Consider the following 6918-nt stretch of genomic DNA (forward strand, 5'->3'; position numbering starts at 1 on the left):
CGGGGGGTCTCTCTCGGCGGGGGTCGGGCGCGGTGGGCTGGTGTGTATATTGAGATCGTTATCTCTGGGTGGAGCGTGCCGCACCCGCCCGCCGGGCGCGCCCGCCGCCCGGGCCTCCCGGGGGGATGGAGTGCGGGTGAACGCTGGGGGCGCCCGCCCGTCGGCGGCGGCCTACAGGGGGGTGACGTACGCGCCGGAGATGCCGCCGTCCACGAGGAAGTCGGTGGCGTTGATGAAGGAGGAGTCGTCGCTGGCGAGGAAGGCGACGGCGGCCGCGATCTCGGTGGGCTCGGCGAACCGGCCCAGCGGGATGTGCACGAGGCGGCGGGCGGCGCGCTCCGGGTCCTTGGCGAACAGCTCCTGGAGCAGGGGGGTGTTGACGGGTCCCGGGCACAGGGCGTTGACGCGGATGCCCTCGCGGGCGAACTGGACGCCGAGCTCGCGGGACATGGCGAGCACGCCGCCCTTGGAGGCGGTGTAGGAGATCTGGGAGGTGGCGGCGCCCATGATGGCCACGAAGGAGGCGGTGTTGATGATGGAGCCGCGGCCCTGGCGCTGCATGTACGGCAGGGCGGCCTTGCAGCACAGGTAGACGGAGGTGAGGTTGACGTCCTGGACCCGCTTCCAGGCCTCCAGGCCGGTGGTGAGGATCGAGTCGTCGTCCGGGGGCGAGATGCCGGCGTTGTTGAAGGCGATGTCGACGGAGCCGTAGGTGTCGAAGGCGGTCTTGAAGAGGGCCTCGACCTCCTCCGGGCTGGTGACGTCGACCTTGACGAACAGACCGCCGACCTCCTCGGCGGCGGCCTTGCCGGCCGTCTCGTCGATGTCGGCGCAGACCACGTTGGCGCCTTCGGAGGCCAGGCGGCGGGCGGTGGCGAGGCCGATGCCGCTGCCGGCTCCGGTGATGACGGCGGTACGGCCGACCAGGCGGCGGCAGACGGTCTCGGTGTCAGAAGTGGACATGCGGTTCAGGCCTCCGTGCTGATGAAGACGTTCTTGGTCTCGGTGAATGCGGTGAGGGCGTCGGGTCCGAGCTCGCGGCCGAGTCCGGACTGCTTGTAGCCGCCGAAGGGGGTCCAGTAGCGGACGCTGCTGTGGGAGTTGACGGACAGGTTGCCCGCGGCGACGGCGCGCGAGACGCGCAGTGCGCGGCCGATGTCGCGGGTCCAGAGGGAGCCGGAGAGACCGTATGCGGTGGCGTTGGCCAGGCGTACGGCGTCCTCCTCGTCCTCGAAGGGGAGGACGACGGCGACGGGTCCGAAGACTTCCTCGGCGGCCACCGGTGCCGTGGGGGCTACGTCGGTGACGAGGGTCGGCGGGTACCAGAAGCCGGGGCCTTCGGGGGCGGTGCCGCGGATCGCGGTGAGGCCGTCGGTGACGTAGGACCGTACGCGGTCCAGTTGGACGCGGGAGATCAGCGGCCCCATCTGGGTCTTCTCGTCGGCGGGGTCGCCGACGCGGACGCCCTCGATGCCGGGGGCGAGCAGTTCCAGGAACCGGTCGTAGGCGGAGCGCTGGACGAGGATCCGGGTGCGGGCGCAGCAGTCCTGTCCGGTGTTGTCGAGGAAGGCCATCGGCGCGGCTGCGGCGGCGGCTTCGAGGTCGGCGTCGGCGAAGACGATGTTCGGGCTCTTGCCGCCGAGTTCGAGGGTGACGCGCTTCACCCGGTCGGCGCACTTGGCCATGATCTGCTTGCCGACCGGGGTGGACCCCGTGAAGACGATCTTCGCTACGCCGGGGTGCTCGACGAGTGCGTCGCCGGCGACGGTCCCGTGGCCGGGGAGCACCTGGAAGAGGTGTTCGGGGATCCCGGCTTCGAGGGCGAGTTCGGCGAGGCGCAGCGCGGTGAGCGGGGTGGTTTCGGCGGGCTTGAGGAGCACAGCGTTCCCGGCGGCCAGGGCGGGGGCGAGGCCCCAGGCGGCGATCGGCATGGGGAAGTTCCACGGGGCGATCACGCCGATGACGCCGAGGGGTTCGAGGAAGGTGACGTCGATGCCGCCGGCGACGGGGATCTGCCGCCCGGAGAGCCGCTCCACTCCCCCGGCGGCGAATTCGAGCAGGTCGCGGACGTTGCCGGCTTCCCAGCGGGCGTTGCCGATGGTGTGCCCGGCCTCGCGGACCTCCAGTCGGGCCAGTTCCTCGATGTGCCCGTCGACGACCGCGGCGAAACGGCGCAGCAGCCGCGCCCGGTCGGCGGGGGCGGCGGCCGCCCCGCCGCGCGGGGCGGCGGCGGCCCGGGCGACTGCGGCGTCGACATCGTCCCGTGTGGCGGCCGGGACGGTGGCGACGATTTCCTCGGTGGCCGGATTCAGCACGGTCAAATGGGCCGGGGCCAGCGCGTCGGACACGTGGTGCCTTTCGGGTGTTCGGGGCGGGGCGGAGTGGCGGTGCCAGATGATGGGCGACGGGTGACGGGTGGTGGGCGACCGAGACGACTACAGGCGTTCGAAGGAGCGCCGCAGCTCCCAGTCGGTGACGGCGGAGTCGTACGCGTCCAGTTCCACGCGGGCCATGTTGCGGTAGTGGGCGACCACCTCGGGGCCGAAGGCGGCCTTGGCGATCTCGCTGTTCTCCCAGAGTTCCGCGGCTTCGCGCAGGGTGGTGGGGACGTGCGCGAAATCGGCCGTGTACGCGTTGCCCGCGCAGGCCTCGGGCAGTTCGAGGCGGTTCTCGACGCCGTAGAGCCCGGCCGCGACCAGCCCGGCGACGGCGAGGTACGGGTTGACGTCCCCGCCGGGGAGGCGGTTCTCGAAGCGCATCGAGCGGCCGTGGCCGACGACGCGGAGCGCACAGGTCCGGTTGTCCACGCCCCAGGCGACGGCGGTCGGCGCGAAGGATCCCGGCCGGAAACGCTTGTACGAATTGATGTTCGGGGCGTAGAGAAGGGAGAAGTCGCGCAGCGCGGCCAGCTGACCGGCCAGGAAGTGCCGCATCACCGGTGACATTCCGCCCGGGCCGTCACCGGCCATCGCATTGTGCCCGTCGGCGTCGCCCAGCGAGAGGTGGATATGGCAGGAGTTGCCCTCGCGCTCGTCGAACTTGGCCATGAAGGTGAGCGAGACGCCCTCCTGAGAGGCGATCTCCTTCGCGCCGGTCTTGTAGACGGAGTGCTGGTCGCAGGTGGTCAGCGCCTCGTCGTAGCGGAAGGCGATCTCGTGCTGGCCGAGGTTGCACTCGCCCTTGGCCGATTCCACGGTCAGGCCGGCGGCCTGCATCTCGTTGCGGATCCGGCGCAGCAGGGGCTCGATGCGGCCGGTCCCGAGGACGGAGTAGTCGATGTTGTACTGGTTGGCGGGGGTCAGGCCGCGGTAGTTGGCGTTCCAGGCCTGTTCGTACGTGTCCTGGAAGACCATGAACTCCAGCTCGGTGCCGACCATGGCCGTGTAGCCGTGTCCGGCGAGGCGTTCGAGCTGGCGGCGCAGGATCTGCCGGGGCGCGGCGACCACCGGGGAGCCGTCGTTCCAGGCGAGGTCCGCGAGGAGGAAGGCACTGCCGGGGTTCCAGGGGATCCGGCGCAGGGTCGCGAGGTCGGGGTGCATGGCAAAGTCGCCGTAACCCCGGTCCCAGGAGGACATCTCGAATCCGTCGACGGTGTTCATCTCCGTGTCGACGGCGAGGAGGTAGTTGCAGCCCTCGGTGCCGTGCGCGAGGACTTCGTCGAGGAAGAACTGTGCGGCGAACCGCTTGCCCTGGAGGCGCCCCTGCATGTCGGGGAAGGCCAGGACCACGGTGTCGATCTCGCCACTCGCCACGAGGGCACGGAGCTCCTCGGGCGCGAGCGGCGGCTTGCGGTCTACCACTGGAATCTCTCCTTCGGTGAGCCGAGGAGGCCTAAGGTATTGAACAGAACCATTGCTTGGGAAGGGGAGGAGCCGAGATGACCGACACGGCGGGTGAAGGCGGCGCGATCGCGCGGCTGAATCCGGTGCTGCGGCAGGTGCGGGCGGGCAACGGTTTCGAGGAGGCGCTCGAGCAGATCCTCCAGGTGGTCCGGCTGGGTCTGGTGCCCGGCGGCGAGCGGCTGCCGCCCGAGCGCGAGCTGGCGGAGCGGATGGGGATCAGCCGCGTCACCCTGCGCGAGGTGCTGAAGGTGCTCCAGGACCAGGGCCTGGTCGAGGCCCGGCGCGGCCGGTACGGGGGGACCTTCGTGCTCCCGCGCCCCGACACCCCGGTGGGGGGCACCGAGGACGAGCTGCGCCGGCGCGTGGTGGGCGTGGACATCGAGGACGCCCTGCGGTTCCGCGAGGTCCTGGAGGTGGGGGCGGCGGGGCTGTGCGCCTCCCAGGGGCTCGCCGAGGAGGGCGCGGAGCGGCTGCTCGCCGCCCTGGCCGCCACCCACGACGCACCGCTGCCCGACTACCGCCGCCAGGACACCCTCTTCCACCTCACCCTGTGCGAGCTCGCCGGATCCGCCACCCTCACGGCCCAGTACGCCGCCGTCCGGGCTACCGTGAACGACCTGCTGGACTGCATCCCGCTGCTGGTGCGCAACCTGGAGCACTCGCAGCAGCAGCACAGCGCGCTCGTGGAGGCGGTGCTGGAGCGCAACGCGGACGCGGCGCGCGAGGTGATGCGCGAGCACTGCTGCGGGACGGCCGCGCTGCTGCGGGGGTTCCTGGCCTAGAGCGCAGGGCGCGGGGCGCGGGGCCGCCCGAGAGGTTTTCGTAACCCCTGTTTAACGCAGGGGTCTTGCGCACTCCACTCCAGTACGGCAAAGGTACGCCCCACAACCATTGCCCTAGGCAGGAGCGCACATGGCCGACGACACCGAGGCACGGCTCGCAGCCGTACCCGAACCCATCACTTCCCCCGAGGGCGGCGACGGCTACCTGGAGCGGCGCACGCTGCGCCGCGGCAGCGCCGGCTGGCTGCTGCTGACCGGTCTGGGCGTCGCGTACGTCGTCTCCGGCGACTTCTCCGGCTGGAACGTCGGCCTCGCCCAGGGCGGCTTCGGCGGCCTCGCCATCGCCACCGCCCTCATGGGCGCGATGTACGCCTGCCTCGTCTTCTCCCTCGCGGAGCTGTCCGCGATCCTGCCGACGGCGGGCGGCGGCTACGGCTTCGCCCGCCGCGCGCTCGGCACCTGGGGCGGCTTCCTCACCGGCACCGCGATCCTGATCGAGTACATCCTGGCCCCGGCCGCGATCTCCATCTTCATCGGCGACTACGTCGAATCCCTGCACCTGTTCGGCCTCACCTCCGGCTGGCCGGTCTACCTCGCCTGTTTCGCGATCTTCATCGGCATCCACCTGTGGGGCGTCGGCGAGGCCCTGCGCTTCTCCCTCGTCGTCACCGCCATCGCCGTGCTCGCGCTGATCGTCTTCGCGCTGGGGGCCTTCACCGAGTTCGACCCCTCACACCTCGACGACATCGCCGTGGACACCACCGCCGCCGGATCCAGCTCCTGGCTGCCGCTGGGCGTCCTCGGCATCTGGGCCGCCTTCCCGTTCGGGATGTGGTTCTTCCTCGGCGTGGAGGGCGTACCGCTGGCCGCCGAGGAGGCCAAGGATCCGGTGCGGTCCATGCCGCGGGCCCTGTCGATCTCCATGGGCATCCTCGTCCTGCTCGCGCTGCTGACCTTCCTCGCCTCGACCGGTGCGCGCGGCGCCGACGCCATCAAGGACGCCGGGAACCCGCTGGTCGTCGCCCTCGACGGCAACCCGGGCCTGTCCTGGCTGAAGACCTTCGTCAACTACGCGGGCCTGGCCGGGCTCGTGGCCTCCTTCTTCTCGCTCATCTACGCGGGCTCGCGCCAGCTGTTCGCCCTGTCCCGGGCCGGCTACCTGCCGCGCTTCCTCTCCCTCACCTCGAAGCGCAAGGCCCCGTACCTGGGCCTGCTCATTCCCGGCGCGATCGGCTTCGCCCTCGCCGCGGCCACCGGGAACGGCCCGCGCATGCTCAACATCGCCGTGTTCGGCGCGACGATCTCGTACGCACTGATGGCGCTGTCCCACATCGTGCTCCGCAAGCGGGAGCCGGGCCTGGAGCGCCCGTACCGCACGCCGGGCGGCATCGCCACCTCCTCGGTGGCCTTCGTCCTGGCCCTGTCGGCACTGGTCGCCACCTTCCTCGTCGACAAGGACGCGGCGTTCATCGCGCTGGGTGTGTACGCGGTCGCCCTCGCCTACTTCGCGTTCTACAGTCGCCACCATCTGGTGGCGTCCGCGCCGGAAGAGGAGTTCGCGGCGCTCGCGGAGGCCGAGGCGGAACTGACCCGCGACTGAACCCTCGACCGAACCCGCAACCGGTCCCGCGGCCGGTCCGCAGCGGGGCCGGTACCGGGCCGGTACCGGCCCGAACCGGTCCGGACGCCGACCGGACCGCCTTCCCCCCGCCCCTTGGAGGTAGCAACCGTGCCCAGGCCGCTCATCGGCATCACGACCTACGTGGAGGAATCCACCCGCTACGGGGTGTGGGACGTCCCGGCGTCCCTCGTGCCCACCGGGTACCACGAACTCGTCCAGGCGGCGGGCGGCGCGGCCGTACTGCTCCCGCCGGACGAAGCCGGATCGGCGGCGGAGGTGCTGAGCCGGCTGGACGGCCTGGTCGTCGCCGGCGGCCCCGACGTGGACCCGGTCCGCTACGGGGCCGAACGGCACCCGCGCACGGGCGCCCCCGCGACGGTCCGCGACGAGTGGGAACTCGCCCTGATCGAGGCGGCCTTGGCGTCGGGCACACCGGTGCTGGGCATCTGCCGCGGCATGCAGGCGCTGAACGTCGCCCTGGGCGGCACGCTGATCCAGCACATCGACGGCCACGCGGTGGCCCCGGGCGTCATGTCCTGGCACCCGGTCCGCCCGGTCGCGGGCACGCGGTACGCGGCGCTGGTCCCGGAGGAGGCGGAGGTGCCGACCTACCACCACCAGGCCGTGGGGGCGCGGGGGCGGGGGGCGGGGGCCCAGGCTGCGGCCGGGGGCG

Annotated in this window: 6 protein-coding genes; 3 read left to right on the top strand and 3 right to left on the bottom strand. The window is 71.8% G+C overall.

Annotated elements, in window-relative coordinates; translation table 11 throughout:
• Positions 1–171: 171 nt before the first annotated feature.
• The 3 genes from ACFXA3_RS30225 to ACFXA3_RS30235 all read right to left on the bottom strand — a co-directional run bounded on the left by ACFXA3_RS30225 (position 172) and on the right by ACFXA3_RS30235 (position 3800).
• Complete coding sequence (locus tag ACFXA3_RS30225) at positions 172–963, bottom strand: 3-oxoacyl-ACP reductase (protein ID WP_385191775.1); 792 nt, start codon at positions 961–963, stop codon at positions 172–174.
• 5 nt (positions 964–968) lie between these two features.
• Positions 969–2348 carry an aldehyde dehydrogenase family protein gene (locus ACFXA3_RS30230; RefSeq protein WP_385191776.1) on the bottom strand — a complete coding sequence of 460 codons (1380 nt, stop codon included), beginning with the start codon at positions 2346–2348 and terminating at the stop codon, positions 969–971.
• Between the two features lie 87 nt (positions 2349–2435).
• Entirely contained in the window at positions 2436–3800 is a 1365-nt protein-coding gene (locus ACFXA3_RS30235) for a glutamine synthetase family protein (protein ID WP_385191777.1), read from the bottom strand.
• 77 nt (positions 3801–3877) lie between these two features.
• On the opposite strand from ACFXA3_RS30235, the gene ACFXA3_RS30240 reads away from it, so the two are divergent.
• The 3 genes from ACFXA3_RS30240 to ACFXA3_RS30250 form a co-directional block, all read left to right on the top strand.
• Positions 3878–4624 carry a FadR/GntR family transcriptional regulator gene (locus ACFXA3_RS30240; RefSeq protein WP_385191778.1) on the top strand — a complete coding sequence of 249 codons (747 nt, stop codon included), beginning with the start codon at positions 3878–3880 and terminating at the stop codon, positions 4622–4624.
• 130 nt (positions 4625–4754) lie between these two features.
• Positions 4755–6224 carry an ethanolamine permease gene (gene eat / locus ACFXA3_RS30245; RefSeq protein WP_385191780.1) on the top strand — a complete coding sequence of 490 codons (1470 nt, stop codon included), beginning with the start codon at positions 4755–4757 and terminating at the stop codon, positions 6222–6224.
• 129 nt (positions 6225–6353) lie between these two features.
• Positions 6354–6918: gamma-glutamyl-gamma-aminobutyrate hydrolase family protein (locus ACFXA3_RS30250; protein WP_385191782.1), on the top strand; the 565-nt coding region annotated here is incomplete at its 3' end.

The sequence above is a fragment of the Streptomyces sp. NPDC059456 genome, from assembly GCF_042750055.1.
Taxonomy (GTDB): domain Bacteria; phylum Actinomycetota; class Actinomycetes; order Streptomycetales; family Streptomycetaceae; genus Streptomyces.

Excerpts from the sequence above, each read along its gene's own strand:
- ACFXA3_RS30225 (WP_385191775.1), bottom strand. The coding sequence starts at position 963 with ATGTCCACTTCTGACACCGAGACCGTCTGCCGCCGCCTGGTCGGCCGT.
- ACFXA3_RS30240 (WP_385191778.1), top strand. The coding sequence starts at position 3,878 with ATGACCGACACGGCGGGTGAAGGCGGCGCGATCGCGCGGCTGAATCCG.
- eat (WP_385191780.1), top strand. The coding sequence starts at position 4,755 with ATGGCCGACGACACCGAGGCACGGCTCGCAGCCGTACCCGAACCCATC.